A 25,692-nucleotide genomic window follows, 5' to 3' on the forward strand; every position below is an offset into this window, starting at 1 on the left:
TGCGCGCTCAGGACGATAAGCACAGCATCAAGGTCCGGCGAAGACTCGCCAATCTCTACCCAGACTACCTCCAAAAACTCCTCACCAAAGACACCTCGTTAACCTGAAGCGATTCCCCTGCCGCCCAGCTCGCGGCACCGAACGCCGCAACCCGCGCGTGCGCAGAGCGTTGACCTGTCGCGGGGCCGGGGCCAAGGGATATTTGAAACATGACGGTGCATCGCCTATGTTGACACTGAAACCTATTCTCGCCGCATTGGACCTTTGCCCGTGACCGCTTTTTCGATTGTTCTGCTCGCCATGATCGCCGCCTTTCTCGGCATGCGGCTCTATTCGGTCCTCGGCAAGCGGACCGGGCATGAGCAGGAGCCGGTACTGCCGCGCCGCGACGAACGCGCCGCACCTGCGCCCCTGCGTCTTGACGATGCCGACGCACTCGCTGTCTCGCAAGGCACAGCCGCCGATCCCTCGAAGCTCGTTTACGAACCCGCAGCCGAATCCGGGCTGCGTGCCTTGCTTGCCAGCGACCGCCATTTCGATGCCGGTCGCTTCCTCGAGGGCGCCGAGGCGGCCTACCGGATGATTCTCGAAGCCTATTGGGGCGGCGATCGCGAGACGCTCCGCGACCTTTGCGACGACGATAGTTATCAGGCTTTTGTCGACGCGATCGAGGCGCGCGAGGCCCGCGGCGAACGCCTCGAAAACCGCCTCGTCAGTATCGATTCGGCGAAGATTACCGCAGTTTCTGTCCAGCGCGGCGAGGCACGCATCACCGTGCGTTATCAGGCTGGGATCAGTGCCGTGACGCGCGATGCCGAAGGCCGGATGATCGCAGGCTCGATGAGCGACGCGGCGCAGACCGACGATTTGTGGACCTTCCGCCGTACGATCGGCAGCCGCGATCCCAATTGGTTGCTCGACGAAGCCGAATCGGCCTGACGTCTGTGCCGGATATCGCGAGGGGCCGTGCGCGGCGCACGCCGCTTCTCTCTGTTTGCCTCGTTGCGGCCCTGCCCTTGCTGTCGGCCTGTGCCTCGCTGATCCCGGAGCCTCCCGCCTCCCCATCGGAGCCCCCGCCGGTGCTGGCGGATACGCCCCGCCCCTATACACCGCGCCCATCGACTGCGCCGGAGGCTGCAGCACCGCCCATTCCGGCGACCCCCAATCCGACTCTTCCTGCGCCCCCGCTGCCCGAGGGGGCGGCCACCGCCGCCGCTGCAGGGGTCGTCCCGGGCCCCGAATATAACGAACTCGGCATCAGGCCGGAACAGGCGGCGAACGCCCTTAAGGCCTTCCGTATTAGCTGCCCTTCGGTCCAGCGTCGCATAGATGCGAGCGGCCTGACGCAGCCCGGCGAATGGGCCGAGAGCTGCGCCGCGGCAGAAAGCTGGCCCGATCGGGACGCTGGCAATTTCTTCAGCCGCTATTTTGGCACCGTGCAGGTCGGCAACGGCGCCGCTTTCGTTACCGGCTATTTCGAACCGGAGATCGCAGCGTCACGAACGAAGCAGCCGGGTTATGACGTCCCGATCTATCGGCGACCCGCCGATCTGATCGATGTCGACCTGGGTCTCTTTTCGCAGGCGCTCCAGGGCAAGAAGATCCGCGGGCGCGTCGAAGACAGCCGTTTTGTTCCTTATTACGATCGCGCGGAAATCGAACGCGGTGCGCTCGAAGGCCGCGGGCTCGAAATCGCCTGGGCGGCGGACGCTGCGGAATTCTTCTTCCTCCAGGTGCAAGGTTCGGGACGACTGCGGCTTCCTGACGGCAGCATCGTGCGCATCGGCTACGACAGCCAGAACGGCCGCGACTATGTCGGCATCGGCAAGCTATTGCGCGATAGGGGTGAACTTCAGCCCGGACAGGCGTCGATGCAGGGCATTCTCGACTATCTGCGCGCCGACCCTGTGCGCGGCGCCGCGGTGATGAACGAAAACCCAAGCTGGGTCTTCTTTCGCGAGCTGACCGGCCCCGGCCCGCTTGGCGCGCTCGGGGTGCCGGTGACGGGGCGTGTCAGCCTTGCCGCCGATCCCAAATATGTGCCGCTCGGCGCCCCCGTGTTCCTCTCGCTCGATCGCGCGGAACCCAATGGCTTATGGATCGCGCAGGACACCGGTGGGGCGATCAAGGGAGCCAACCGCTTCGACAGCTTTTGGGGTGCGGGTGAGGAAGCGCGCGCGCTTGCTGGGGGCATGTCGGCTCGCGGCTCGGCGCTCCTCCTCCTGCCCCGCACCAGCGTCGCGCGGCTCATGCCGCAAGGTCTTTGACGGTGCCGCGCCGGCTCGACCCTGACGAAGCCGCGCTGTGGATGAAGGTCGCCGCGACGGTGCGACCGCTCGCCAAGGGTCCGGCCATTATTCTGCCGACGACTCCGCCGACCGGGCGCTCGCCCCGCCCCGCATCGCGCGCCCCGACCATCCCTGCGGCACCGCGGCAACCGTCGCCCCTGCCTCCGCCGCGGCGTAGCCATCAGACGGCGACGCTCGACAGCCACTGGGAGCGGCGGCTCCGCAAGGGCCATGTCCGGCCTGACTTGAGCATCGATCTTCACGGCCACACGCTTGCCTCGGCGCAGGCGCTGCTCAACGAGGCGATCGGTCGCGGACTGGGCCGTAGCGCAAGGGTGTTGCTGGTCGTCGCTGGACGGCTGCGTCCGGGTGCCGAGCGCCTGCCGCCGATGCACGGGGAACCACGCCCCCGCGGCGCGATTCGCGCATCGCTCGCCGACTGGCTCGCCGCCTCGCCTTACGCCGAACAGATTGTTGCCCTGCGCCCTGCGCACATTAGCCATGGCGGCGCGGGGGCGGTCTATGTGATCTTGCGACGCGGGCGCGGCGACGAGGCTTAGAGGAAAGCCCGCATCAAAATCCCGTGATAAATGGCGGTCAGCTGATGCAGATCCTCGACAGCTACCGCCTCGTCGAGCTTGTGCATCGTCGCGTTGGTCAAACCGAACTCGACCACGGGACAGATCGCATGAAGGAAGCGCGCGTCGGACGTGCCCCCGGTTGTCGACAGTTCGGGCAGAAGATCGGTCTCGGCATGGATTGCCTCGGCGATCAGCGACGATAGCTCGCCAGGGGGGGTCAGAAAGGCTTCGCCCGAGATCTTGCCTACGACCTTTGCGCCGGGTTCGACATCGTGCGCGATACGCTCGATCATCTGAATCAGCTCAGCGCCCTGATGTTGATCGTTGAAACGGATCGACAGCCGTGCCCGCGCCGAGGCGGGGATGACGTTGGTCGCGCCGTTGCCGACGTCAATGTCCGTGAACTCAATGTTTGACGGCTGGAACCATTCAGTTCCCTCATCGAGCGTCACCGTGTCGATCGCGGCGAGGATCCGCACCAGTTTGGGGATCGGATTGTCGGCAAGGTGGGGATAGGCGACATGCCCCTGCGTACCCGGCACGTCGATCCAGATATTGACCGACCCCCGCCGCCCGATCTTGACCGTGTCGCCGAGCCGCTGCGCCGAAGTCGGCTCGCCAACGAGGATCATGTCGGGGCGGACGCCGCGTGCGTCCATATGCTCGATGAGCGCCCGGGTCCCAAATGCCGCGGGCCCTTCCTCGTCGCCGGTGATGATCAGGCTGATTGTGCCGGCCTCGGGCGGAGTCACGGCAGCGGCCGCGACGAAAGCCGCAATTGCCCCTTTCATGTCGACGGCGCCGCGCCCGTAGAGCGATTCGCCGCGCACCTCGGGGACGAAGGCATCGCCGCTCCACCCGACCCCCGGCGGCACGACGTCAACATGTCCGGCAAAGCCGAAATGGACGGGTCCCTTGCCTGGCCTGACGGCTAGCAGATTTTCGACCGGGCCATCGGGTTCGATCCCGTCGATGAAACGCTCGACGGTGAAGCCGAGTGGGGTCAGCGCACTTTCCAGCACATCGAAGACCGCGCCGGTCGCGGGGGTGACGCTGGGGACGGCGATCAGCGCTTTTGCAAGATCAAGGGGGTCGATGCCATGGGCCATGCCGCTTCCTTACCCGTTCACGCCATGCCAAGTCGAGGCTTTGCATTGCGCCCCTTCTGTGCAAACAAAGCGAGAACAGAGAAAGGCCATTCACATGCCCAAGGTCGACCTTGACGCCATACCGCAGACCAACGCCACCGGCTATCCCGCACCTTACGACAAGGCGGTCGAGGGGCGCTGGTACCGCCGCCTCGCCCCTGCTACGGGTCTTTCCGATTTTTCCGCAAGCCATGTTGTCCTCAAGCCGGGGGCCTGGTCGTCGCAGCGTCACTGGCACAATGGCGAGGACGAAATGCTGGTGATGATCGCAGGGGAGGCGGTGCTGATCGAGGACGACGGACGCACCCCGATGCGCCCAGGCGATATCACGGTCTGGCCCAAAGGCAGCACCAACGGTCATCACCTGATCAATGAATCGGATACCGACTGCGTCTTCGTGGCGCTCGGTGGCGGCAAGAAATACGACATCGGCGGGGGCTATTCGGACATCGACATGCTCTTCACGCCCGACGGCTATACGCACAAGGATGGCACGCCTTATCCCGTAAAGCGGCTGCCCTAGCTCTCTGCAGGTCCCTCGAACGCCTCGATCACCCAATCCTCGGCCTGTGCGCCGCCGATCCATTCCTGCATGTGCGGGTGACTGATCACCGCTTGGCAATAGGGCAGCGCGAAACGCGGGAGCGGAATCGAATAGGTGATGAAGCGAGTGACAACGGGCGCGAACATCATATCGGCGGCAGACCAGTCGCCGAACAGAAAATCGCCCTCGCCCCCAAAGCGCGCGCGCGCCTCGGCCCAGATCTGCATGATGCGCACGACGTCCGCCTGCACGTCGGGAGCAAGCTCGGCCGCGGGATAGATGCGTCGAATGTTCATGCTGTGGCTGCGGCGGAGCGCTGCAAAACTCGAGTGCATTTCGGCCGCCATCGACCGCGCCATGGCTCGCGCTGCCATATCCTCGGGCCAGTATCCGCGCGCGCCTTGCGTCTTTTCGTTCAGATAATCGACAATGGCGAGGCTGTCCCACACGACGATATCGTCGCCGTCCCACAAAATCGGCACCTTGCCCCCCGAGGGCGCGAACTCGTCGCCCTCACGGCGGTTTGACCAATGCTCGTCGTACAGCGGGACGGTGACCTCCTCGAACGCCAGCCCACTGTGTTTTGCGGCGAGCCAGCCGCGCAGGCTCCAGCTCGAATAGGCCTTGTTGCCGAGGAAAAGTTTCATGGGATCTCCCGATTCCTCACCCGCTTGCTGGAGGACAGACTTTTCGTCAACTCTCCACCGCTTCGAGCACGGCGGTCCTGAGTTCGGCGATCCCCATGCCCTTTTCGCTGCTCGTTGCAATCACGTCGGGATGAGCAGCGGGGTGTCTGCGCGCCTCAGCCTCGGTCGCGGCGTGAATCGCGGCGAGGTCGCTCGCCTTGGCCTTGTCAGCCTTGGTGAGGACGAGGCGATAGCTGACCGCTGCAACGTCGAGCATCTCGAACATTTCGCGGTCGACGTCCTTGATCCCGTGGCGGCTGTCGATGAGGACGAGCGTGCGTTTCAGCACTTGCCGCCCACGGAGGTAATCATTGACGAGAAAGCGCCATTTCCTGACGACATCCTTGGGCGCCTTGGCAAATCCATAACCTGGCATGTCGACGAGCCGGAGCACGAGCGGATCGCCCACGTCGAAATAGTTAAGTTCCTGCGTCCGCCCCGGGGTCACCGACGTTCGCGCAAGCCCATTGCGGTTTGTCAGTGCGTTGAGCAGCGACGACTTGCCGACGTTTGATCGCCCGGCAAAGGCTATTTCGGGCACCGAAGGTTGCGGCAGATGCTGGAGCGCGGGGGCCGATTTCAGAAAGGTGATCGGCCCTGCGAACAATTTGCGCGCTCGTTCAGGACGGTCGGTCGCGGCACTCTCATCCATCATGGGTTCCCCGATGACCGCTCACTTGGCAGGTGCCGCTTTCAGCGCAGGGAATTTGCGGTACATCCACTGCTGCTGGCCGATCGACAGGATGTTGTTGGTGATCCAGTAAAGCAGCAGTCCGGCTGCGAACGGCGCCATGATGAACATGAACAGCCACGGCATGATCTTGAACACCTGCTGCTGCACCGGGTCGGTCGCCTGCGGGTTCAGGCGGAACTGCAGCCACATGGTGACGCCCAGGATCAGCGCGAGCACGCCGATCGACAGGATCGACGGCGGCGTAAAGGGGAGCAGCCCGAACAGGTTGAGGATGTGCAACGGGTCGGGGGCCGACAGATCCTTGATCCACAGGATGAACGGCTGGTGCCGCATCTCGATCGTCAGCATCAGCACCTTGTAGAGCGCATAGAAGATCGGAATCTGGAGAAGGATCGGTAGACAGCCCGCGAGCGGATTGATCTTCTCGTCCTTATAGAGCTTCATCAGCTCCTGCTGCATCTTCGGCTTGTCGTCCTTGTAGCGCTCCTGCAGCGCCTTCATCTTTGGCTGGACGAGGCGCATCTGCGCCATGGACGAAAATTGCCGGTTGGCGATCGGGAACATCAGCACGCGGATGATTAGCGTCAGCATCATAATCGCGAGGCCGAAATTGCCGACCTGCTTGAACAGCCAGTCGAGCAGCTTGAAAATCGGCACCTCGAAAAACTCGAACCAGCCCCAGTCGATTGCGTTCGACAGGCGCGTGATTCCCTGGTCGTTCTCGTAGCTCTGAAGCGTCGAGACTTCCTTCGCGCCCGCGAAGATGCGGCTTGTGGTCGTCACCTGCTTGCCGGGGGCAATCTGGCGAAAGTCGCGCGCGAACAAGGTCTGATAATTGTTCGTGGCGGGCGAGCTCATCGCCGCGGTCACGCGCTCGCCCTTCGCAGGGATGATCGCGGCCAACCAATATTTGTCCGTGAAGCCGAGCCAGCCAGCCGAACTGTAGCGCACGGTGCGGTTCGGTGCTTCCTCGAGATCGTCATAATCCGTGTCGAACACCGATTTACCGTCGAGATAGCCGGTCGGCCCAACGTGGATCGTCATGCTGTCCTGCTCGTGCGGATCGGTCGGTTTGCCGAGCCGGTCGATCAGCGCATAGCTGCTCGCGCTGACAGCTGCCGGCCCCATGTTGGCGATCGTCTGCTTTGCGGTGATCAGATAATGATCGTCGATACGGTATTCGATGCGAAAGGTCTGGCCGGTGCGGTTCGTCCAGCTCAGCGTTACAGGCGTCGCCGGGGTCAGCTTGGTGCCGTTCGCTGTCCACATTGTTGAAGCGCCGGGAACGGCAATGTCCTGCGCCGACCAGCCAATGCTGGCGAAATAGGCGGCCTGGGTCCCCCCCGGTGCGAACAGGCGCACCGGCGGTGCGTCTTTGTCGATCGTCTGGCGGTACTTGGTCAACGTGATGTCGTCGATGCGCGCGCCGACAAGGTTGATCGACCCCGAAAGCGCGGGCGTCTCTATCGGAATGCGGTTCCCCTCGGCGAGCACTGCCTCGACCGGGCGAATCGTCTGCGCGGCGGGTACGGCGGGCGCTGCGGCGGGTACGGGCAGAGCGTTCGGCTGTCCCTGTGTCGGAGGCGTGACGGCTGGTGCCGCGCCGTCGCTTCCGGCGACCGTCGTGGTTACGTCGGGCTTGGCCGGCGTCGGGAAAAAGCGGTCGGCGACGAAATTCCACCCCAGCAGGATGGCTGCCGACAACAAAATCGCCGCGATCAGGTTACGCTTGTCGTCCACGCTCTTCGGTCTCTCTTCGTCTCAAAATGTCGGTATTCGGCCGTTACGGAACCGGGTCATGGCCATTCCCGCCCCAAGGGTGGCAGCGCAATAGCCGCTTTGTTGCCAACCAGCCACCCTTGATCGCACCGTGGCGCTGGAGGGCGATAATCGCATATTCGCTGCACGAGGGCGCATATCGACACGTCGGCGGCAGGAGGCGCGACGGACCGAGTTGCCATGCGCGCGCGATCAGGATGAACAGGCGGGCGATCATCATAAAATCCCTGAAGACTGCCGAAATTCAAACCGGCTGCCCGCGCAGCCCTCGCCGTAACCGCCAGCCTGGATCGGAGTAAGTGCGCGGGGACCGCTCATTGCGCCAACTTCTTTGCAGCCCGCTTCAGAGCCGACGCGAGATGCTCGCCCAATTCGGCAAAGACGATGTCGTTGCCGCCAGGGCGGCCGATCAGCACATGATCGGCGCCCGCGATTCCTGCTTCGGGCAGCGCGGCGCGCGCGAGGGCGCGCAGCCGGCGCTTCATCCGGTTGCGGATGACGGCATTGCCGACCTTCTTGCTGACAGTATAGCCGATGCCGATGTCGGCATCCGCGTCGCTGCGCGGACGGACGAGCAGGACAAAGCCGGGCATGGGAAAGCGAAGGCCGCGATTTGCGGCCAGAAATTCGCTACGTTTGGTAAGGGTTCGCACCAGCATTGCTGGCGCCGAAGCGTCGGCGCTTAGGCCGACAGCTTCTTGCGGCCGCGCGCGCGGCGGGCGGCCAGAACCTTGCGGCCGCCGACGGTGGCCTTGCGGGCGCGGAAGCCGTGACGGCGCTTGCGCACGAGGCGGCTCGGTTGATAGGTGCGCTTCATCGCGAAATCCCCAAAATCTCTTCAATCGTTGCAACGAAAAAGGGCCGCCAATCGCAGGCGGCCGCCAATGGGGGCGCGGATAAGCGAGAGTCGGCGCAAAGTCAATCGCCATTGGACGCCTTTTCCAGCGCCTCGCGCGCGCGGCGCCGCGCCGCGCTCGCCCGGCGCATGATGCGGTCGGTCCATGCGGCATAGCGCGGATGGCGCCGCTGGAAGCGCGCATAGACGCGCTTGGCCCAGGGGCTGTTCTGCAAGCTGAGCATCAACCCGGCGGGAAAGAGAATGATGAAACCGGGTCCCGGCAGCGGGCCGAGGATCGGCGCCGCAACGATCAGCAGAAGGCCGAGGAGGAACAGCCCGAAGCGCACCTGCGCGTTTGACCGCAATCGCTGATAAAGGCTCGGCTTCCCCATGCGCTGCGATGTGGGAAGGCGCAGGGCGTGTTGCAAGGCTAAGGCAGTGCGCATTTCCGGCCATTCAGCCCTCTAGCCCCGGCTTGAGCGCCAGCGAGGATCTGCGCGGAATCAATCCAGCGCTACGAAACGCGCCATGTCGCCTCGGGTCAGATAGCGGACATCATCGAAGGGGGTGCTGTTGGTGAGCGCGTAGAAGGCGCGCGCCTTCGCCTCGTCCATTCCCATCTCGCGATAGTAAGCGAGATACTCGGCGTGGACCGGGTCGCTCGCGGGATAATCATTCGCCTGCCGTCCATCCTCGTCCACCCAGCTATGCACCCCGAATTCCGCATTGGCAGCAGCGCGGCGCCGGACACCCGCGAGCCACAGCTCGACCGCGCCCGACCGCACCGAACCCCCGGCCGGCACTACCGTCTCCAGCCTCGCGCGGCGGATCGCGCGGGCGAGAGTCAAATTCGCCTCCTCGTCGAGGCTCCCGGGACAGTCGATCATTTCGATCTTCTTGAGCCCCGGAAAGGCGGAAAGCATTGCGGCGAACTGACGCGGCGTCGCTGCGGTCACATCGCCGGCCATCTGCGCCGTTTCGTCGTCGGTCACCGCGAAAGGCCCGAAATGCGCTTTTGCAGGGCCGAGCGTAGAGACCGCGGGCGCGGGCGCATAGCGCCGCGTCACGCCCCTATCTGGCTCGAGGGCGAGCGCGCCGTCGTCGAGCAGCGAAGGGGCATTGCCGATGCCTTCCTCGTCGTCGGGCCCGATCTCGTCCTCATAGGTCCAGGTGACGGTCGTCGTGACCGTGACGAACGGCCGCGCCTGCGCCGGGGCGAAGGCGATCAAAGCCGAGAAACCTGCGACGATAAGCGTGCGAGCGAGGGCAGCCGACGTAACCATGCCGCCACCTTCACGCGCGCGCGGCTAGCAAAGGGCAAACAGGCGCGGTCAGCGCCGCATTAACTGTACTGCGGGACAGGGTGGACGATCAGTCGCGGTCGGGCGCCCCGAGCGGGAAATAGGCGCGGTAGGGCCGCGCATCATCGACGCAGCGCTTCACGGACGGATATGCGAGAAGCCTCGCCCGATAGCCGCACAGATTTTCGTAATGCTCGGGAATCCGGTACAGCCAGTCGGCGTAGAAAAGCGACGGCGCGGCCGCGCAATCGGCGAGGGTGAAGCCATAGGGTGTTGCCCATCCGCCGCCAGCGAGTTCCTTGTCGAGCCAACCATAGACGTTCTCCAGCGCCGCCTCGCACTCGGTTCGGATCGCGGGGACATGCGCTTCGGGCCCGCGTAGCGCGTCGGCGACCACCGCCTGCATCTTGTTCATCACATGAAGGTCGAAGATACGGTCGAAGAAGCGCACTCTCAGTGCAGCCTCGAACCCCTCCGGGATCATCCGCGGTTCGGGAATGAGGTGATCGAGATATTCGATGATGATCGACGATTCGAACACCGGAACCCCGTCATGCACGATCAGCGGGAATTGGCCCACCGGCCAATGGGCCTTAAGTTCGGGCATATGCGCGGGAAATTCAGGGTCAACCGATCGGTAATCGAAGGGGATGTCCTTCTCGTAGAGCGCGATCAGAGCTTTCCAGGTGTAGGAGGAAAAGGGGTGGCCATAGAAGATCAGCATCGAGGAGTTTCCGTGTTGCGTGCAAGCCAGGCGATCGGCCAGCCGACGAGCAGGACGTGGGGAAGGATGAGCAAGGCGGTTTTTGCGAGATCCTCCGGCGGGAATGGCGATCCGAAGCGGAGTGGCAGCACGATGGCGTTCATCACCAGATAGAGAAGCAGCCCATAGAGCGTGCCACCAATCCACCAGGACAGGTCGGCGAGCGCGGGCCAGCGGCGGACCGCGGCAAACCACGCCGCGACCATCCCCGCCATAATCGCGAAATGGACGCCGAGTCCGGTGACCGCGCCCACCGGGCCCCAGCCGCTTGCGCCCCGAAAGGGACCGCTCGCAACGCCGCGCAGCATGCCCCCGACACTGCCCCCGGCCATCAGCGTCAGCCCAGCGGCATAGGCGATGTCGAGCGTTCCGGCGATCAGCCAAGCGCGCACGGCCGCGCGTCGCTGTCGGGCTCTCAAGCGGCGTTCACCGCGGCTTCGATGGCGGCGATGTCGATCTTCTTCATCTTCAACATCGCCTCGAACGCGCGCTTTGCCACAGCCTTGTCACTGCCCATCGTCGCATCGGTCAGTGCGCGCGGGGTGATCTGCCACGACACGCCCCATTTGTCCTTGCACCATCCGCACGCACTTTCCTCGCCGCCGTTCCCGACGATTGCATCCCAGAGCCGGTCGGTTTCCTCCTGCGTGTCCGTGTGGACCTGAAAGGAGAAGGATTCATTATGCTTGAAGATGGGCGGGCCGTTGATCCCGATGCACGATGTGCCGAGCAGCGTGAAGTCGACCGCCAGCACCTCGCCCGCCTTGTTGCCCGGCGTGTCGACCGGCGCGTGGTGCACCGCGTCCACGCTGCTGTTGCTGAAGGTCGCGGCATAAAAGGCGGCCGCTTCCTCGGCATCGCCTTCGTACCACAGGCACAGCGTCATGGGGTTGCGGCTCATTATCCTTCTCCTTTCAAAGGCGCGCCGATCGACCAGAGGTGTCCGAACGGGTCGCGGACCTGCGCATAGCGATCGCCCCAGAACATATCCTCGGGGGCCATGACCGATGTGGCGCCGGCTTCGATCGCGCGGTCGTACCAGCGATCGGCGTCGTCGACCTGCAGGTGCAGCACTGTGCCTGCAGGCTCCGGCGCAGGGCCGCCCGAATATTCGGGAAAATCGTCGTGCATCATCAGCGACGCGCCGTTGATATGGAGATGCGCGTGCATCAGTCGCTCGCCATCGTCGGCGGGCACGCGGGTTACTTCGGCGGCGCCGAATGCCTTGGCGTAAAAGGCGATTGCGTCGGCGGCCCGTTTGTCGCGGATGGTGAGATGCGGTGTCAGGCCGCCGGTCGGCGGGTGGTTTGCGGGGATTGTCATCGTCTCTCTCCTCTTGCGATCCCCTCCCCTTCAGGAGAGGGGCTGAATGGGGCCTGGTGCCGTGGTCCGACGAGGCCGAACGCCGCCCCCTGCGGGTCGCGCCCGTTCATTGCGAACTCGCCGCCCGGAATTTCCATTGCTTCGCTGATGGTCGTACCGCCATTTGCCGTCACCGCGGCGGCGGCGCGGTCGATGTCGTCGACGCCGATATAATAGGACCACATCGACGCGGGGGCACCGGGAACGAGCCTCATGATGGCGCCAATTCCAACCTCGCCCGCTTGCACGAAGCGATAAGGGCCCATCTCGCCCATGTCGAACGCGCCCTCCTGCCTCCAGTCGAAATGCTTTCGATAAAATGCAATTGCGGCCTCGGGGTCACTCGTCATCAGTTCGTTCCAACGCACATGCTGCGCCTCGGTCGGCGAGAAGGCGTCGCTGTCCATATCCTCCATCCCGGCGGGCGGGATCGGGTTCATGACATAAAAGGCCGCGCCCTGCGGGTCGGACAGCATCGCGATGCGCCCAACGGGCAGATCGGTAGCGAGCATGTGCACCGCGCCGCCGTCAGCGGTGATCGAGGCGATGGTCGCGTCGACATCGGGGGTATAGAGATAACCCATCCACGCGGGCCGTGCGCCGCCAGCGAGCATGTCGGCGCTCAAACCGAGCACACCGCCGGCATTCCCGCCGTCGCTTCGTGCGATCATGCGATAGTCGACGCCGCTCGCCGCGGGATCCGCATGCGTTGCGATCGTCCAGCCGACAACCGCGCCGTAAAAGCGCGCCGCCGCATCGGGATCGCTCGTCATCAACTCGTACCAGATGAAGCTGCCCTTGGGATTGGTCATCGTCTCACTCCTCGAACCAGGTTCAATAGGTTACGCTGGGGAAGAAATTACCCCGCCCCTCGGGCGTCATGTCGAGCAAGCCCCAGAGCGGATCCACAAGATCAGCTGCGCGGTGGTGCTGACCGGGATCCTCGGGCGCGTAGGCCATTTCGCTCGCCCAATGATGGCGGATGAAGTCGCCGTCCTTGCAGAAGATGTTGAAGATCGTCTCGTCCCAATCCTCGCCCTCGCCCATGCCACGCTCGGCGCGTTTCGCGGTGCTCAACCGCCGCGTGTCGCCAAAATATGCGGCCGAATAGCGGCCCTCGATATCGGACAGGAAGCGAAGGTGCGGCCAGCGCCGCTCCTTTGCCCAGGCTTCGAGCCGGGCGATCGGCGACTTGGCGACGATATAGAGCGGCGCGCGCTGCCCGACGTGCCGCGCGCTGCCGTCGATCGCGTCGAGCAGATGGGTACAGCCGGAGCATGGCTCGTCCCGCTCAGGCCCGAACATGAAGCTGTAGAGGATGATCGTGGGCTGCTCGCCAAACAGATGGGACAGCCGGACCGTTTCGGGGCGCTGGTGCGCGCCGACCTGCTCGAAGGCATAATCTTCCGGTATCGCGCCGCCGGGCGGTAGAGCCCGTCGCTGCGCCGCGACGGCTTCGATCTGTCGCCGCAACGCGATCTCGGCATCGAGCAGCGCGGCGCGCGCTTCGCGATAGTCCCTGCTCTCATTCGGGAAGGCCAGATGCTCCATCGTCTTGCTCCTGTCTTCCTCGCTGCGGCGAAGGGGCGGGAATCGATTCCCTCACGCGTCCAGAATGGGCGTGAAACCCCCATAGATCATGCGCTTACCGTCGAAGGTCTGGTCGTTCGGGTCGTGCTGCATCCGTTCGTCGGCCATGATCTTTTCCCAGCCCAGGACGCGCGCCTCCTTGGTCGGCCATTCGACCCAGCTGAAGACGGGCGTCTCGCCCTTCTCGAGGTGTACCGCGCGCTTGAAATCCGTGACCTTGCCGTCATGGACATCATCGCCCCAGCATTCGAGAACGCGCGTTGCGCCATGATCTAGGAAGACCACCGCCACCTTGTCCGCCATTGCGCGGTAGGCGTCCTTGTTAGCGTCGGGCACCGCGACGAGGAAGCCGTCGGTATAGCCCATCGATCCGCCGAGGCCTTCATCGACGATCGACTCGAAACCCGAGACGATCATTCGCTGCCCGTCGAAGGGCATGGATTGCCCCAGGTCCTGCATCCGGGGATCGCTCATCATCTTGGCATTCGCCGCGTCGCGCGTCGCGCGGTCGGGATATTCGAACCAGCTGAAGACGATCTCCTCGCCCTCCTTCGCCTGCACCGCGGTGCGGAAATCGTTGAGCTTGCCGGCGGGGACGTCGTCACCCCATGTTTCGACGTGGCGGCGCACGCCGAATTCCTTGAACAACGCCACAGCGTCGGCAGCGTGCTTGCGATAGTCCTCCTTGCTGGCGCTCGGCACGGCAAGGACAAATCCTTCCACATAGGTCATCGTCTCTCTCCTCCTTTGTTCGTTACGTTCCTCCTTTTGGGAGGAGGGCTCATCTATTCCCCACTGGTCCTGCTTCCTCTCGGAACGCTGCGAGCTGCGCCTTCAGCGCGCGGTCGAAGGCCGGGCGGTCGAGGCAGCGCGCGAGATAGGCCTCGAGCGCCCGATGTTCGGCGATCGCGCCGCTTGCGATGCCCTCGCGCAGCACCGTCGCCATCGCAATGTCGGCGACGCTGAAATCTCCGGCCAGATAGGGCCGATCGCCCAGCGCCTCGGCCAGCTTGCCGAAGCGCTGCTGGATGAACTCCATCAACGCCGGTCGGCGAAGCTTCGCCCATTCCTCTTCCGCGGCGAACAGGTCGACGTTCGACAGTTCGAACATCAAGGGCTCGACGCTGTTATAGGCCGCGAAGAGCCAGCTGATGACGGTTGCGCGGCCCTGCGGGTCGCGCGGAAGCAACGCTTCGTCCTTTTCGGCAAGGTGGAGGAGGATCGCGCCGCTTTCGAACAGGCGCACTTCGCCGTCGCGCAGGACGGGAACCTGGCCCCACGGCTGGTCGCGATAATGTTCGGGTGGGCGGTTGACGGCGCTGATCAGATGCTCGGCATAGTCGATCCCCATTTCCTCGCACGCCCAGCGAGGACGCAGGTCGCGAACGAAGCCGCGCGCAAAGTCGGGAACCCAATCAAAAGCGGTGATCTGGATGGGGGCGTTCGGGTTTACGGACATGGATCCTCTCCTTGGACCGTGAGTTTGCCGGGCTCTCGTTGCTCAGAAAAATTCGGCGGGCAGCGGGGGCGTGGTGTCGTCGAGAAAGGGGGTGACCATCGCGGCGATTGTCGCCGCCTCGGCCATCACGCCGATGTGCGAGGTGCCGGGCAGGATCGCGAGCCGTGCCTTGGGCGCCTCGGTCATGAAGCCTTCGACCACGGGCTTCTTGTCGCCGCCTCCGCGCAGCTTGAACAGCTTGATGGCATGGTCGAAGGTCACGCCGTCGGCATCGCCCAGGATGATCATCGTCTTGCCGGGAATTGCGCGGATCTGCTCGTCGCTGAAACCGAAGGATGTCGAATCGAGATGCTTGATTGCCGCGACAAGCTTCGGAAAGGCCTCAGAGGTCGGGGACATGGCGCGATAGGCTTTCTCCATCGGAGATCCCGCGAGCTCCTCGGGTGTCATTTTGGCAATGCCGGAGAGGACTTCGGGATGCCAGCCGTCGAGGCTCGTCGTGCCCGACAGGATCACTTGCTTGCCGATGCGGTCGGGATGACGGACCGCGAGCGCGACCGCGGTGCTGCCGCCCATCGAATATCCAAGCACGTCCGCGCGCGCGACCTTCAGTTCGGCAAGCAGCGCCGCGGCGTCGTCGGCCATCGTCTCATAGCTAATGGGGCCGCCCACGTCGCCGGTGCGGCCGTGGCCGCGCGCATCGAGCGTGATGACCGGACGCGTCGCAGTAAAGCGATCGACCAGCGGCTTCATCGCCTCGCCCGACATGAAAGCGCCGTGAAGGATGAGGAGCGGCGCGGTGTCGGAGGCGAGATCGCCATGTACCGCATAATGGAGCCTGACGCCGTTGACCTCGGCAGCGCCGGGCTTCGCCGGGACAGCCATGGCTCCCGGCGCGGTTCCCTGGGCGGGCTGGGCGTGGGCGGGTGCGGCGGCGGCGGCGAGCAGCAGCGCGGGGACAAGCGCGACGGTGCGGCACAGCGTCGCAAGGGGGGAAGCACGAAAAGGCATGAGACTCTCCTTTTATCTTTGACGAAGCCGTGCGCGACGACCCTTGGCCAGGTCAGTCCGCGGCCGCGTGCAGCGGAATCAGGCGGCGCAGCGCGGGGCTCCGCAGCCACAGCCCGCACCACAGCAGGACGCCAAGATAGGCGCCGAACAGGGTGTGGCTCGCCAGCGGGCTGTCGATCCGCAAATGGGTGGCGATCGCAACGCCCAGATAGCCGGTGATCAGGATCGCGCCTATCATCGCCGTGCGCGGCCAGATATGAAGAACAGTCGGGATCAGGAGCAACAAGCCGAGCGTGCGCATTGTCGCGACGTCAAGCCGCCATCCGAGGCCCGGAGGGCTGTGATCGATGGCGAATTGCGGCGCGATCAGCTTGGTTCCGCAATCGACAAGAAGAAAGGCGATAACGAGTCCGCTGAGGATGCGTCCCGCAATCAGCGCCTCGCGGGAGGGAAGGGAGGTCGACATCATGGTTTCGCTCCTGCTCCCGCGATCAGGCGGCGACTTCGGGCGGTGTGGCCTCGCCGCTCGCGACGGCGGGATCCATCCAGAAGGGCCCCCAAACGTGGCCATCAGGGTCCAAGAGGTCGCGGCCATACATGAAGCCATGATCCTGCACCGGATTGACGTCGGCGGTGCCGCCGCTTGCGGCCGCCGCATCGATCATCGCGTCAACCGCCTCGCGGCTTTCCATCGCCAGCGCCAGCGAGACCTCGCTCGACGTCGTGGGCGGGATCGGACGGTTGGTGAAGCTCTTCCACTTGTCATGGCTGAGGATCATGAGGAAGATGCTCTCCGACCAGACCATCGCGGCTGCGGTGTCGTCGGTGAATCGCGGTTCGTTGGTAAAGCCGAGCGCGGTGTAGAAGGCCTTCGACTTTTCAAGATCGGCGACCGGCAGGTTGACGAAAATCATCTTGAGGGCATCGGTCATGGGGGAATCCTCTCTCTCTTCTCTATTTCTCATCCTCTGCTGAACAGCATGAGGATGTAACGCTTCAGGTGGGTGACGCTGTCGCGCGCTATGGCGGCGTCGTTCGTGGTCTTCGCCATGATGAACGCGCCCTGGAGCACCGCCTGGACATGGCGCGCGAGGCTCATCGCGCCGACGCCGTGCGAAATGCCGTGGCGCGCGATCGCCGCCTCGATGTCGGGGGTCAGCGCTTCGCAATAGGCGGTAATGCTCGCCTCGCACGCAGCGCGGATCGCGTCGTTCGTCGCATAGGCTTCCTGCACCATCGTTCCGACAAAGCAGGTGAAATCCTCGACCGGGCCGTCGAGCATGGCGAGGCGGAAGTCGATATGGCCAAGCAATCGGTCGAGCGGATCGCCGAGCTTTGTGTGCGGGGGCAATTCGAACATTGGCCGCGCGCGCTCGGTCCAGCCTTCGGCCGCGGCGACCGCCAGCGCGTCTTTCGACGCGAAATGGTGGAAGAAGGCGCCCTTCGTGACGCCTGCCACCGCGCAAATCTCGTCAACCGTCGTGGCGGCATAGCCCTTGCGCCGCACCGTCTGGTGCGCTGCGGCGATAAGCTTGTCGCGCGCGGACCCTCGCGCGGCCCGTCCGCGCGAGGGGGCGCCGCCGCCCGCCGAGGGGACTATGCGGGCGGCGGCAGCGGCACCGCGTGCGGCGCGGCGCGGGGGCTTGGATGGAATCGGGGGGCTCTCGTTTGTCGGCATGCGAATCAACATACCGACTAGTTGGTATGGTGTCAATGCCCGTGCATTGCCCTGGGGCGCCGCTAGAAAATCCGAGATAGGAAAAGGACGCGCGCCTTGATTTCAGACGCCGGTCTGATGGTAAAAATGGATCAGGCGTGCGGGCGCAGACGGTCGGCAATCAATCGTCGGCCGCCCGGATTTCGTCGCATCGTTCGATGTCGCGGCCGATCGATGCCCCTAAGGCTATGACCGGATCAAGCGCATTCGCGCTTCTGCCCGCCCGCACAAAACGGCTCCGAATTGGGCCATTAATCCCGGCTCGGGGATCGGAGTGGGGCTCGCGGGCCTAGGTCGTCGCGTCCGAAGGCGGCCGAGCAATGGCAGGCAGGGCCGCACGCAAATGTGCGCAACAGCGCTCGCGGGCCCTTTCCAAAGGCGCGCTTCAGATTCCGCTCACGGCCGGTTTGTTCTCCACCACCTCAAGCGGTGGCGGGGCCTTCACCGCAGCGGGCGCGGCGCCATGGCGGCGGTGCGAGAGCTTGCCGTCGACCTTGCCGCCATTCTCGATCGTGATCGTTTCATAGACCACGTCGCCCGTGATCCGCGCGCTCGCGTGGATGACCAGGGTCTTGGCCTCGATCGACCCGTCGAGCAGGCCCGCAATCTTCGCGGTCTCGGCGATGATTGCGCCCTTGATCTCGCTCGCCTCGCCCTGGACGAGATTTGCGCATTTGAGATCGCCCTCGATTTTGCCGTCGACGTGAAGATCGACACTTGCGGCTACGTTGCCCGTAATGACCACGTCCGATCCGATGATCGAGAAGGTCGTGTGACGGGCTCCGGTCGCCATCTTAGCGGGCTGCGGCGGTGCCGGCACGGGCGCGGGCGAGGGCGCCGACACGTTGTCGGGCGTCGGCTTTGACTTCGAGAACATCGGCTTTGGCCTCCAGGAAGCGGCGCGGATTGACCGCGACGCCGTTCAAACGAACTTCGAAATGCAGGTGGCTGCCGGTTGAGCGGCCGGTCGAGCCCATTCGGGCGATCTGCTGACCCGCGCCGACGCGCGCACCAACGGCGGTGTCGAAACCGGACAGGTGGGCGTAGCGCGTCATAATGCCCTGCCCGTGATCGACTTCGACGACATTGCCATAACCCGAGCGGCGACCGACGAACGCAACCTTGCCCGGCGCTGCAGCGAGAATCGGAGTGCCGAGCGGACCGGGGAAATCGAGGCCCGCGTGCATGGCGCTCGCGCCGGTGAACGGGTCGTGACGATAGCCATAACTCGAAGAAAGCATCAGCACGTGCGCGGGCTGGCCCGAGGGAATGGCGACGAGGGTACGTTCGAGCACCTCCATCCGGAACAGCGCACCTTCGAGCGCGGCGAAGCTCTTGCCAAGCGCGCCCGCGCGGCCGATTCGCCCCCGCCACGGGATGAAGGGACCGCCCTGTCCGGTGCTCGCCTTCTTCACGAGCGATTGGGGGTCGAGGCCGAGCTTGGCGACGGCATCGCCCGCCTTGCTCGCGCGCGCGTTCACCGCGGCGAGCAGGCGTGCCGAAAAAGCCTCCTGCCGTGCTTCGATCTGAGCCAGCGCCTGCGCCTCGGGCGGCAGCCGCGGGTCGAGAGCGCTGGTTTTCAGCGGGTGGGCATCCTTGCCGGCCGCATCAGACCCATCGGCCTTCGCATCAGCCGGAAGCGGCTCGGCGCCAAAGTAAGTTTCTTGCCAATCCTCAAGCTGCGCCTGCCGCTCGTCGAGGTCGGCTGCGATTTCGGCGACCCGATCGCGATATTGGGCAATGCGCGCTTCGCTCGCAGCGGCGGCCGCTTCCTTGCGCGCGACTTCGGCGCGTTCGCCTGCGGTAAGAATCTGATTGACGAAAACGGTCAGCGTGGCTCCCGCCCAGACGAGGAGAACGGCCCCGGCGATCAGCGCGACGCGCTTTTGCCAGACAGCGCTCACGCGCAGGAAACGGACATGTCCGTGGGTGCGAACGAAAATTTCATGGTCCTGGAACAGCGCATTGAACCGCTGGCGCCAATGGCGCAGGCCCGTCGATAGCGAAGACAAGTAACGACCCCGTCTTTTATTTTGGTGGAGCCCTCCGCCCCGGCATGGAGGGCCCTTTAACAGCGGTGTCAGTCCAGCGCGAATCTTCGCACCCCGACTCAAGCCGAATCGAAAGGGGGACGCGATGAATCGTGAAACACTGCCAGAATGGTGGCTTTTCCGCCGAAAACATCTTCGGCGAATCACGGCTAGCGCCATGAGCGACGGGGGTCATAGTTATCGTTGACGGCTTGCTTACCATTTGCAGCTAGGCGGAACGGGTGACGCATATGCCTCCCCTTTCCGCAGCGATCGCGGCGGCGGACACCGGCGCGCCGACCCGCAAGTTGCGACCGCGTTCCGCGGTGAGCGCGGGCGTCGGCATCGTTGGGCTGATCGGCCTATTCTCCTATCTGCTGCTCGCGCGTCATGCCCCCGAAATTGCGACCCTTCTCGGGATCGACTGGGCCGGGCGGGGGAGGATGGATGGTCCGGTTTCGGCGGTTGCGAGCGTCCTCGCATGCGGTCTTCCGATGGTGCTCTGGTCGCTGTTCGTCGATAAGGTGCATCGCAATCCCTCGACCGGGATCGACTGGTCGCTGCGCCGTCCGTGGCGCGAGACGCTCGATATCAGCCTGACCAAGCTTGCTGGGCTCTGGGCCACCTGGGGTCTGATCGCGCTCGGTTATGCAACGATGCGCTTCTACTGGTCGGGGCAGTATGAATTCTCGATGGGGCTGCTCGCGCGCGTCGCCCCGTGGCTCCTGCTGGCATCGGTTCCCTACATGATCTGGCTTGACCGCCGCCTCCTCGAACCGCGGGACGGTTGCTACGCCTTCGGCCGCTGGCTGCTCGTACCCGGCGCGCGCGTCGAGAGCCGCGCGATTGGTCATCATTTCCGCGCCTGGGCGGTAAAGGGCTTTTTCACCGCCTTCATGCTGTCGATCGTCCCTGGCAATTTCGCCTCACTGGTTTCGGTCGAGATGAGCGAGGTGCTGGCCAATCCCTACATGACGGGGCTGTGGGCGATCAATCTTCTCTACCTGGTCGACGTCCACATCGCGACCGTCGGCTATATCCTGACGCTTAGGCCGCTCGACGCGCATATCCGCACGGCCAACCCCTATGGCATGGCGTGGGTTGCCGCGCTCATCTGCTATCCGCCCTTCATCCTGATGAACGGCGGGCCGCTCGATTATCAGGTGGGCGGCGCCGACTGGGGTTATTGGCTCGCGGGTCATGATGCGCTGATGGGGGCGTGGGGCGCCGCGCTCGTTTTTCTGATCGGCATCTATGCCTGGGCCACAATGGCGTTCGGAATCCGCTTTTCGAACCTCACCCACCGCGGCGTGATCACCCACGGCCCCTATGCGCTGACGCGCCACCCCGCCTATATTTCAAAGAATCTAAGCTGGTGGGTCGGGTCGCTCCCATTTCTCGTCACCAGCGGCAGCTGGGTCGAGGGTGCACGCAATACCGCGCTCCTCGCGCTGGTCAGCGGCGTTTATTACTGGCGCGCCAAGACCGAGGAGAAGCACCTGCTCGCTGATCCCGCCTATCAGGCCTATTGGAACTGGGCGCAGGCCAACGCGCTGATACCGCGGCTTTTTGCAAAGCTGAGCGGACGGAAAGCACCGCTGATCCGGCTCGAGCCCGATCCGCGCGTGGGGCCGGTCGCCTGACGAAAGGCCGCCCGAAGGGGGACCTCAGCTCCCCAAAAAGCCGGAATTGGTGGTCTTGCGCGACCCGAATTGCGCCGTTACGGGACTCCTCGTCTTCGAAACTGGCGGGCTGTCGCCCGCCAAGTCGAAGGCCAAAGGAGAAAAACGTCGATGAAATCCCCTCTTGCGGCGTCGTTTGGCGCCTTGTTGTTGCTGGCCGGTTGCTCGGGCCAGGCCCAGACCGAAACCAAAGCCCCCGAAACCAAGACCGCGGTTGACGAAACGAAACTGCCCGAAACCGGCGGCGGCGAACCGATCGAACTGAGCGCGATCGAAAAGGGCGAACTCCTTCGCCTCGACGGCGACCATGAATGCAGCTTCACCATTGCGGGCCAGTCGGGTCCTGCACTCGTCGCCCGTGCCAGCACTGGCGAGGACGAACTTGCATCGGGCGCGTACAAGATCGGCGGCAAGGTCCTTCGCGTCGCGGGTTCGGGCGGCTTCAAGGCGCTCGAAAAAGGCATGGAGCTCTCGGGCCCTGGCATGAAGCTCGCAGTCAAGCCGGGCGAAGGCGGTCAGCCAGCAACGCTTCTCGCGCAGCGCACCTATGGCGGCGAACGCAGCTTCGAAGGCGCGTGGGCCTGTCAAGCCTGACCTTTAACGCCTAGGAGAAGGCAGGCTCGCGAACACGGATAAGTCCGGTCGAGCGCATGGTCATCACCGGCTCGTCGTGCTGGTTGAAGACGGTGAGCTTCGTCTGGAACAGTCCCATCTCGGGCCGGCTCTTTGACCGCCGCTTGCTCAGCACCTCGTTCTCGCAGCGAAGTGTGTCGCCGGGATAGACGGGTTTCAGCCAACGAAGCTCGTCGATCCCGGGCGAGCCGAGGCCCGCCTGCTCGCGCAGCTGCATGTGGTCGACCAGCATCCGCATCGTCATGGAAGCGGTATGCCATCCGCTCGCCGAGAGCCGCCCGAAATGCGTTAGGGCGGCGGCCGCATCGTCGAGGTGGAAGGGCTGCGGGTCGAACTGGCCCGCGAAGTCGATCACCTCCTCGCGCGTGACCTGCTTGCTTCCGAAGCGCTCGATCGCGCCGACCTCGATATCTTCATAATAGAGCATGGGGTTCTATGGGGCTCCCGGGCCGCTGAAGGCAAGCGCGCTAGCGCTCGATCCGCCTTGCAAGAGCGCCCGTTGCGTCGCTAGGCAGCGGTGTAGTGCCGATCAACTTCATCAGGAGCGGATAGACCTCGATATTGTCGATGGTGCCAACATCGCCCTTCAGACCCGTGTTGGTCGCGACAAAGAGCGCGAGCATCTCGGGATCCTGATTGTCATAGCCATGGGCGCCGCCCGCGATGGGCCATTCGGGTTCGCCCGCAATGATCGACCAGCCGGGCTCAGCGATGCAGATGATCGCCGCGACGCGGGGGTTGCGACCGTAGTGGAGCCGCGCGGGGAGATTTTCGCGGCGGTGGCACACCATATGATCATGGGGTTTCAGCAGTGCTGCGAACACGCGCTCGTCGGTCCCCGCTGCGGGTTCGATTGCGGCATAAGGACCGGTCTCGACCGCGTTGATACTGGGCAGGTCTATGAGATCGGCAAGCTGGATCACTCGCGAGGCGTCAACCGCACGCATTCCGTGATCAGCGACGACCAGCAGGCGCGCGGGCTGCCCCATTGTATCGAGCCCCCGCGTCAGCTCGCCGATCCGGGCGTCGACATCGGCGATCGCGGTATTGACCTCGTCGCTGTCGGGACCGAAGCGATGCCCCGCGGTATCGACAATGTCGAAATAGAGCGTGACGAGGGCGGGACGTATCGCCGCCGGCCGGCGCATCCAGTCGAGCACGGTGTTCACGCGCTGAACGTCCCGCACATTCTGGTCGAAGCGGAACCAGTCGCGCGGCCGGGCGCCATGGATGTCGACCTCGCTACCGGGCCAGAACATCGTTGCGCTGCGAACGCCCGCCTTTTCGGCCGTGACCCATGCCGGCTCGGCCTCATCCCACCAGAATCGGTCGAGCGACTGCTTGGCATCTCCAAGGCTAAATATCTGGCCGGGGCGGCGCGGGTCGATCATCCGGTTGCCGACGATGCCGTTGGTGTCGGGCCGCTTTCCGGTAACAATCGCATAATGGTTGGGAAAGGTTTTGGTTGGAAAAGATGGGCGTAGCCTGCCGTGCGCGCCCTCGGCAGCAAGCCGCGAAAGGTTCGGCGTGAGGCCGCGGCCCAGATAATCGGCGCGGAACCCATCGATCGAGATGAGAATGGTGACGGGCGGCCGCTCGCCGCTGTCCTCGGCCGGAAGCGGCGCGGCGGCAAGGACGAGGAAGGCGAGAATCAGCGAGGCAATTCGAGTCAGGGTCATGCCGCCAGAATGGGCGGATGACGGGGCGGCAACAAGTCGTGTGTCGCCGCCAGGGGGCGATGGTCGGAAATTTCCTTGCAATTTCAGCAGGCGGATGGTGCATCCGGTTTCAATCGCAACCAAGGGGAAGCCAGGAATGAAAAAGACATTGGTCGCCATGATGATGGCGGGGGCGGCGCTCGTCGCCGTGCCGGCAGGCGCGCAGAAGGGCGACGACGCCATCGGCATCATCGATCAGGGCATGAACCACAGCCAGGTGATGCTTATCGCGCAGGAGATGACCGACGGGCTCGGCCCGCGTCTCACCAATTCGCCGGGGATGCGCCGCGCCGAGCAATGGGCGATCGACAAATTCAACAGCTGGGGTCTCTCCAACGTTCGCCGCGACGGTTTCGAATTCGGCCGCGGGTGGGAAATCGTTTCGGTCAGCGCGCGCATGACGAGCCCGCGCCCGCTCGCGCTCACGGCTATCCCCGTCGCGTGGACCCCGCCGACCAATGGCGCAATCGCTGCGCCGATCGTCGTCGCGCCGATGTCGAAGGAAGAGAATTTCGCCGAATGGCGCGGCAAGCTTGCGGGCAAGATCGTGCTCATTTCGCTTCCCGGTGAAGGCAGCGAGCCCGACAAGCCGGCGTTCCGGCGCCTCGGCGGCGAGGATTTCGAAAAGCTCGAGGCTTTTCGCCAGCCCAAATACGACCCGGAGGCGCTGAATCGCCGCCTCGAGCGCGTTACCTTTCCCGAAAAGCTCGACGCCTTCCTGAAGGCCGAGGGTGCGCTCGCCTGGGTGCGCCAGTCTTATCGTGACGGCATGCTGGTGCACGGCGAGGGCTATAATTACCGCGCGGGCCATACGCTGAGCCTGCCGGGGATCGAACTCGCCGCGGAGGATTATCGTCGCCTTGCGCGCCTCGCCAAATCGGGTCCGGCGCCTCAGCTCGAAATCGACAGCAATGTCCGCTTCGACGACAGCGACACCAAGGCCTATAACATCATCGCCGACATTCCCGGCACCGACCCCAAGGCGGGCTATGTGATGGCGGGTGCCCATTTCGATAGCTGGGCTGCTGCCGACGGGGCGAGCGACAATGCCGCGGGGAGCGCGGTGGTGATGGAGGCGGCGCGGATCATCAAGGCGCTCGGCGTCCGGCCAAGGCGTACTATCCGGTTCGTGCTGTGGAGCGGCGAGGAGCAGGGGCTGCTTGGCAGCCTTTCCTATGTCGACAAATATCTCGCCACGCGCCCTGGTCCTGCGGAGGGCGAGGACGGCAACCTTCTCTATTATGGCTGGCCGAACCGCTATCCGATCACCCCGAGGGCCGGTTACGACGACCTTAAGGCCTATTTCAACATGGACAATGGTTCGGGCAAGCTGCGCGGCATCTATGCCGAAGGCAATGTCGCCGCGGTGCCGCTGCTCAAGGAGTGGCTTGCGCCATATGCGAGCCTTGGCGCGGGGCGCGTCGTCGCCGCCAACACCAGCGGCACCGACCATGTCTTCATGCAGTCGGTCGGCATCCCGGCCTTTCAGTTTATCCAGGACCCGCTCGACTATCGATCGCGCACCCACCACAGCAATGCTGACACCTACGACCATCTGAAGGCCGAGGATTTGCGTCAGGCGTCGGTGGTAATGGCGGGCATGCTCCTCGCCTCGGCAAACAGCGACAAGACGCTGCCGCGCTTCCCGGTGCCGAGCCAGCCCTCGCCCTATGATCCGTTCAAATATAAGGATCCGAATGAGTAAGGCTCTTGTGCCTTGGTCCGATGGTCATTGCGATCGCGTCGAAGCATTGCAGAGCAGCGACAAACTCTCTGGATTGCTTCCTTGGGGCGCTTGCCCGCAATGACGGGTGCGAGAGGGCGAGCCATCATTCAGAACCGCTTCTGCTTTCGCCCCTCCGGGCGAA

The 25,692-nt window shown here is 64.4% G+C and carries 32 protein-coding genes; 7 read left to right on the forward strand and 25 right to left on the reverse strand.

Annotation, left to right across the window (positions count from 1 at the left end):
* Positions 1-270 precede the first annotated feature (270 nt).
* Genes B5X69_RS14635 through B5X69_RS14645 form a run of 3 tightly spaced genes read left to right on the forward strand, consistent with a single transcriptional unit; the run spans position 271 to position 2,848 of the window.
* On the forward strand, positions 271-939 hold the full coding sequence (locus B5X69_RS14635) for a Tim44/TimA family putative adaptor protein (RefSeq protein ID WP_139375809.1): 669 nt from the start codon (positions 271-273) through the stop codon (positions 937-939).
* Between the two features lie 14 nt (positions 940-953).
* Positions 954-2,267: a murein transglycosylase A gene (gene mltA / locus B5X69_RS14640; protein ID WP_425441517.1), complete on the forward strand. Its 1,314-nt coding sequence runs from the start codon at positions 954-956 to the stop codon at positions 2,265-2,267.
* A 2-nt stretch (positions 2,268-2,269) separates the two neighbouring features.
* Complete coding sequence (locus tag B5X69_RS14645) at positions 2,270-2,848, forward strand: Smr/MutS family protein (protein ID WP_245798755.1); 579 nt, start codon at positions 2,270-2,272, stop codon at positions 2,846-2,848.
* On the opposite strand, the gene dapE is transcribed toward B5X69_RS14645, so the two are convergent.
* Positions 2,845-3,978, reverse strand: coding sequence for a succinyl-diaminopimelate desuccinylase (gene dapE / locus B5X69_RS14650; RefSeq protein WP_079639458.1), 1,134 nt, complete (start codon positions 3,976-3,978; stop codon positions 2,845-2,847). The genes B5X69_RS14645 and dapE overlap by 4 nt on opposite strands.
* A 94-nt stretch (positions 3,979-4,072) precedes the next feature.
* Between dapE and B5X69_RS14655 the strand changes: the two genes are divergently transcribed.
* On the forward strand, positions 4,073-4,540 hold the full coding sequence (locus tag B5X69_RS14655) for a cupin domain-containing protein (protein WP_079639459.1): 468 nt from the start codon (positions 4,073-4,075) through the stop codon (positions 4,538-4,540).
* On the opposite strand, the gene B5X69_RS14660 is transcribed toward B5X69_RS14655, so the two are convergent.
* From B5X69_RS14660 to B5X69_RS14765, 22 genes are all read right to left on the reverse strand, one after another.
* Positions 4,537-5,208, reverse strand: coding sequence for a glutathione S-transferase family protein (locus tag B5X69_RS14660; RefSeq protein WP_079639460.1), 672 nt, complete (start codon positions 5,206-5,208; stop codon positions 4,537-4,539). The genes B5X69_RS14655 and B5X69_RS14660 overlap by 4 nt on opposite strands.
* 46 nt (positions 5,209-5,254) lie before the next feature.
* Entirely contained in the window at positions 5,255-5,899 is a 645-nt protein-coding gene (yihA, locus tag B5X69_RS14665; RefSeq protein WP_079639461.1) for a ribosome biogenesis GTP-binding protein YihA/YsxC, read from the reverse strand.
* Between the two features lie 21 nt (positions 5,900-5,920).
* The gene (gene yidC, locus B5X69_RS14670) at positions 5,921-7,681 is read right to left on the reverse strand and encodes a membrane protein insertase YidC (protein ID WP_079639462.1); all 1,761 of its coding nucleotides are present in this window, start codon (positions 7,679-7,681) and stop codon (positions 5,921-5,923) included.
* Positions 7,682-7,724: 43 nt separating this feature from the next.
* Complete coding sequence (yidD, locus tag B5X69_RS14675) at positions 7,725-7,937, reverse strand: membrane protein insertion efficiency factor YidD (protein ID WP_079639500.1); 213 nt, start codon at positions 7,935-7,937, stop codon at positions 7,725-7,727.
* A 97-nt stretch (positions 7,938-8,034) separates the two neighbouring features.
* Positions 8,035-8,379 carry a ribonuclease P protein component gene (gene rnpA, locus B5X69_RS14680; protein ID WP_079639463.1) on the reverse strand — a complete coding sequence of 115 codons (345 nt, stop codon included), beginning with the start codon at positions 8,377-8,379 and terminating at the stop codon, positions 8,035-8,037.
* Between the two features lie 23 nt (positions 8,380-8,402).
* A complete protein-coding gene (gene rpmH, locus B5X69_RS14685; protein WP_003046693.1) occupies positions 8,403-8,537 on the reverse strand; it encodes a 50S ribosomal protein L34 in 135 nt (44 codons plus the stop codon).
* A 101-nt stretch (positions 8,538-8,638) separates the two neighbouring features.
* Positions 8,639-9,004: a PGPGW domain-containing protein gene (locus B5X69_RS14690; RefSeq protein ID WP_245798756.1), complete on the reverse strand. Its 366-nt coding sequence runs from the start codon at positions 9,002-9,004 to the stop codon at positions 8,639-8,641.
* Between the two features lie 57 nt (positions 9,005-9,061).
* Positions 9,062-9,841: an alpha/beta hydrolase gene (locus B5X69_RS14695; protein ID WP_079639465.1), complete on the reverse strand. Its 780-nt coding sequence runs from the start codon at positions 9,839-9,841 to the stop codon at positions 9,062-9,064.
* A gap of 88 nt (positions 9,842-9,929) precedes the next feature.
* Complete coding sequence (locus B5X69_RS14700; RefSeq protein ID WP_079639466.1) at positions 9,930-10,583, reverse strand: glutathione S-transferase family protein; 654 nt, start codon at positions 10,581-10,583, stop codon at positions 9,930-9,932.
* On the reverse strand, positions 10,577-11,014 hold the full coding sequence (locus tag B5X69_RS14705) for a hypothetical protein (RefSeq protein ID WP_245798757.1): 438 nt from the start codon (positions 11,012-11,014) through the stop codon (positions 10,577-10,579). The genes B5X69_RS14700 and B5X69_RS14705 overlap by 7 nt, the downstream gene beginning before the upstream one ends.
* Positions 11,015-11,037: 23 nt before the next feature.
* Positions 11,038-11,523, reverse strand: a complete 486-nt coding sequence (locus B5X69_RS14710; RefSeq protein WP_217699135.1) for a VOC family protein — start codon at positions 11,521-11,523, stop codon at positions 11,038-11,040.
* Complete coding sequence (locus B5X69_RS14715) at positions 11,523-11,945, reverse strand: VOC family protein (protein WP_079639469.1); 423 nt, start codon at positions 11,943-11,945, stop codon at positions 11,523-11,525. The genes B5X69_RS14710 and B5X69_RS14715 overlap by 1 nt, the downstream gene beginning before the upstream one ends.
* Positions 11,942-12,796 carry a VOC family protein gene (locus B5X69_RS14720; RefSeq protein ID WP_079639470.1) on the reverse strand — a complete coding sequence of 285 codons (855 nt, stop codon included), beginning with the start codon at positions 12,794-12,796 and terminating at the stop codon, positions 11,942-11,944. The genes B5X69_RS14715 and B5X69_RS14720 overlap by 4 nt, the downstream gene beginning before the upstream one ends.
* Before the next feature lie 22 nt (positions 12,797-12,818).
* Positions 12,819-13,535: a DUF899 family protein gene (locus B5X69_RS14725; protein ID WP_079639471.1), complete on the reverse strand. Its 717-nt coding sequence runs from the start codon at positions 13,533-13,535 to the stop codon at positions 12,819-12,821.
* A 51-nt stretch (positions 13,536-13,586) separates the two neighbouring features.
* Complete coding sequence (locus tag B5X69_RS22360; RefSeq protein ID WP_079639472.1) at positions 13,587-14,306, reverse strand: DUF1428 domain-containing protein; 720 nt, start codon at positions 14,304-14,306, stop codon at positions 13,587-13,589.
* Positions 14,307-14,355: 49 nt separating this feature from the next.
* A complete protein-coding gene (locus B5X69_RS14735; RefSeq protein WP_079639473.1) occupies positions 14,356-15,033 on the reverse strand; it encodes a glutathione S-transferase family protein in 678 nt (225 codons plus the stop codon).
* Positions 15,034-15,075: 42 nt separating this feature from the next.
* The gene (locus B5X69_RS14740) at positions 15,076-16,044 is read right to left on the reverse strand and encodes an alpha/beta fold hydrolase (RefSeq protein ID WP_079639474.1); all 969 of its coding nucleotides are present in this window, start codon (positions 16,042-16,044) and stop codon (positions 15,076-15,078) included.
* 52 nt (positions 16,045-16,096) lie between these two features.
* Positions 16,097-16,513 carry a DoxX family protein gene (locus tag B5X69_RS14745; RefSeq protein WP_217699136.1) on the reverse strand — a complete coding sequence of 139 codons (417 nt, stop codon included), beginning with the start codon at positions 16,511-16,513 and terminating at the stop codon, positions 16,097-16,099.
* A gap of 22 nt (positions 16,514-16,535) precedes the next feature.
* Positions 16,536-16,976 carry a VOC family protein gene (locus B5X69_RS14750; protein WP_217699137.1) on the reverse strand — a complete coding sequence of 147 codons (441 nt, stop codon included), beginning with the start codon at positions 16,974-16,976 and terminating at the stop codon, positions 16,536-16,538.
* 29 nt (positions 16,977-17,005) lie between these two features.
* Positions 17,006-17,722 carry a TetR/AcrR family transcriptional regulator gene (locus tag B5X69_RS14755; RefSeq protein ID WP_079639502.1) on the reverse strand — a complete coding sequence of 239 codons (717 nt, stop codon included), beginning with the start codon at positions 17,720-17,722 and terminating at the stop codon, positions 17,006-17,008.
* A gap of 424 nt (positions 17,723-18,146) precedes the next feature.
* Positions 18,147-18,554 carry a bactofilin family protein gene (locus B5X69_RS14760; RefSeq protein WP_144423632.1) on the reverse strand — a complete coding sequence of 136 codons (408 nt, stop codon included), beginning with the start codon at positions 18,552-18,554 and terminating at the stop codon, positions 18,147-18,149.
* 1 nt (position 18,555) lies between these two features.
* Positions 18,556-19,773, reverse strand: coding sequence for a M23 family metallopeptidase (locus tag B5X69_RS14765; RefSeq protein WP_079639476.1), 1,218 nt, complete (start codon positions 19,771-19,773; stop codon positions 18,556-18,558).
* A 269-nt stretch (positions 19,774-20,042) separates the two neighbouring features.
* Here B5X69_RS14765 and B5X69_RS14770 point away from each other — a divergent pair, with 269 nt between their 5' ends.
* Complete coding sequence (locus B5X69_RS14770; RefSeq protein WP_139375810.1) at positions 20,043-21,434, forward strand: methyltransferase family protein; 1,392 nt, start codon at positions 20,043-20,045, stop codon at positions 21,432-21,434.
* Between the two features lie 150 nt (positions 21,435-21,584).
* On the forward strand, positions 21,585-22,067 hold the full coding sequence (locus tag B5X69_RS14775) for a hypothetical protein (RefSeq protein ID WP_139375811.1): 483 nt from the start codon (positions 21,585-21,587) through the stop codon (positions 22,065-22,067).
* A 10-nt stretch (positions 22,068-22,077) separates the two neighbouring features.
* Here the strand turns inward: B5X69_RS14775 and B5X69_RS14780 are convergent, their stop codons facing one another.
* Entirely contained in the window at positions 22,078-22,533 is a 456-nt protein-coding gene (locus tag B5X69_RS14780; RefSeq protein ID WP_079639478.1) for a MaoC family dehydratase, read from the reverse strand.
* Between the two features lie 40 nt (positions 22,534-22,573).
* On the reverse strand, positions 22,574-23,785 hold the full coding sequence (locus B5X69_RS14785) for an alkaline phosphatase family protein (RefSeq protein ID WP_079639479.1): 1,212 nt from the start codon (positions 23,783-23,785) through the stop codon (positions 22,574-22,576).
* A gap of 136 nt (positions 23,786-23,921) precedes the next feature.
* On the opposite strand from B5X69_RS14785, the gene B5X69_RS14790 reads away from it, so the two are divergent.
* Positions 23,922-25,529, forward strand: a complete 1,608-nt coding sequence (locus B5X69_RS14790; RefSeq protein WP_079639505.1) for a M20/M25/M40 family metallo-hydrolase — start codon at positions 23,922-23,924, stop codon at positions 25,527-25,529.
* The last annotated feature ends 163 nt before the right edge of the window (positions 25,530-25,692 follow it).

The organism is Sphingopyxis flava (genome assembly GCF_900168005.1).
Lineage (GTDB): Bacteria > Pseudomonadota > Alphaproteobacteria > Sphingomonadales > Sphingomonadaceae > Sphingopyxis > Sphingopyxis flava.